The 1,291-nt window shown below is 41.3% G+C and carries 1 protein-coding gene and 1 pseudogene; one reads left to right on the top strand and one right to left on the bottom strand.

Annotation, left to right across the window (positions count from 1 at the left end; all coding sequences use genetic code 11):
• Nucleotides 1–113 precede the first annotated feature (113 nt).
• Nucleotides 114–866 carry a TenA family transcriptional regulator gene (locus VXQ92_RS18620; protein WP_098714228.1) on the top strand — a complete coding sequence of 251 codons (753 nt, stop codon included), beginning with the start codon at nucleotides 114–116 and terminating at the stop codon, nucleotides 864–866.
• Between the two features lie 46 nt (nucleotides 867–912).
• On the opposite strand, the pseudogene VXQ92_RS18615 reads toward VXQ92_RS18620, so the two are convergent.
• A pseudogene (locus VXQ92_RS18615) lies at nucleotides 913–1,291 on the bottom strand (transcriptional regulator); the annotation flags it as partial.

Below are 1,291 nucleotides of genomic sequence, written 5' to 3'. Positions count from 1 at the left end.
CTTTGAGAAAAAATTACAAATGGTCGATTAAAGATTGTATCTTTATCATTTTCGGATAGACTTATAGCCGTGAAGTACAGATGATTGCTGTCATATAAATAGGAAAATTAGCAATGACTGCTCTAAATCAATATGGAATGAGTTTAGAAATTACGCCGCATAATGGATGGTCTCAGCGGTTTTGGGAGGATCTTTTACCAGTGAAGGAGCGGGTGAGTAAACATCCGTTTTTTACTGAAATGGCCAATGGGGGATTGAGCCTAGAAAGTTTCCGTTATGCTTTACTTAATTTCTATCCATTAGTAGCGCATTTCCCGTCATATATGGCTGGTGCGTTAGCTAAAGCAACTGCTTTTGCAGAACCTGGCGTTACTGAAACAAGAGATTGGTTAATTCAAAATATTAAGGTCGAAGAGCGCCATTTACAGTGGTATCGGGATTGGGCTAGAGGTTTTGGATTAACGGTAGAACAACTCGATAGTGTTCGTCCGCCAGCTTCGATGAATGCGGTGAATCATTTTCTTTGGAATATGAGTCATCGTGGCAACTTGGCTGAATGTCTGGCTGCGACTAATTTGGCAATTGAATGGGCGACAGGTGACTGGTCTATTCAAGTCTATAAAGGCATACACGCTTATACGGATCATCCGGAAGTTACCATTGATAAGCGTTCTTTAGCCTGGTTACGTGCACATGCTCATTATGATGATTTACATCCTTATGAAGCCATGGAGCTGATTAAACGTTTGTGCAATGAACGTCCTGATTGGCAGCAAAAAGCATTTCATGCGGCGGAAGAAGGGCTGCGGTATTATGAATTAGCTTTAGACGATTGCTATAGAGTACAGCTTCAAGCCTCTTCTTGATCTCATCTTAAAAAGGGAGAATATTCTACATATTCTCCCTTTTATTTTATTCGAGCAATTTTAAGAGCTTTGCCCGATACGGTGTTTCTTCGGGCAGAAGCTCAAGTAAGCGTTCAACGGCATCAACACGGTCGGGAACGCGGCTAACTACACGTAATAGTTGGTCTACATCATCAATTTGATAGATAACATGACTCAAGCGGGCATCAAAGCAATCTCTCCAAGCACACAAAAACGGACTTTCTGACTTGGCTAAAAAACTACCTCTATACAGTGTTAAAGTGGTTGCAGTAAAACCTAAGTTTAGTGCTTGCTCAGCCATGAGAAAGTCACATTGAATTTCACAGTTAAGTCTATATGGTCGCGACTCGATAACATCCGGAATCAGGTTTCGAAGCTGTGAGAGCTCAGCTTTTAGTGTAGTG

The sequence above is a fragment of the Acinetobacter sp. 228 genome, assembly GCF_048147885.1.
This window is presented reverse-complemented; position numbering and strand designations above follow the sequence as displayed.

Coding starts and splice junctions, on each gene's coding strand:
- VXQ92_RS18620 (WP_098714228.1), top strand. CDS start 114: ATGACTGCTCTAAATCAATATGGAATGAGTTTAGAAATTACGCCGCAT.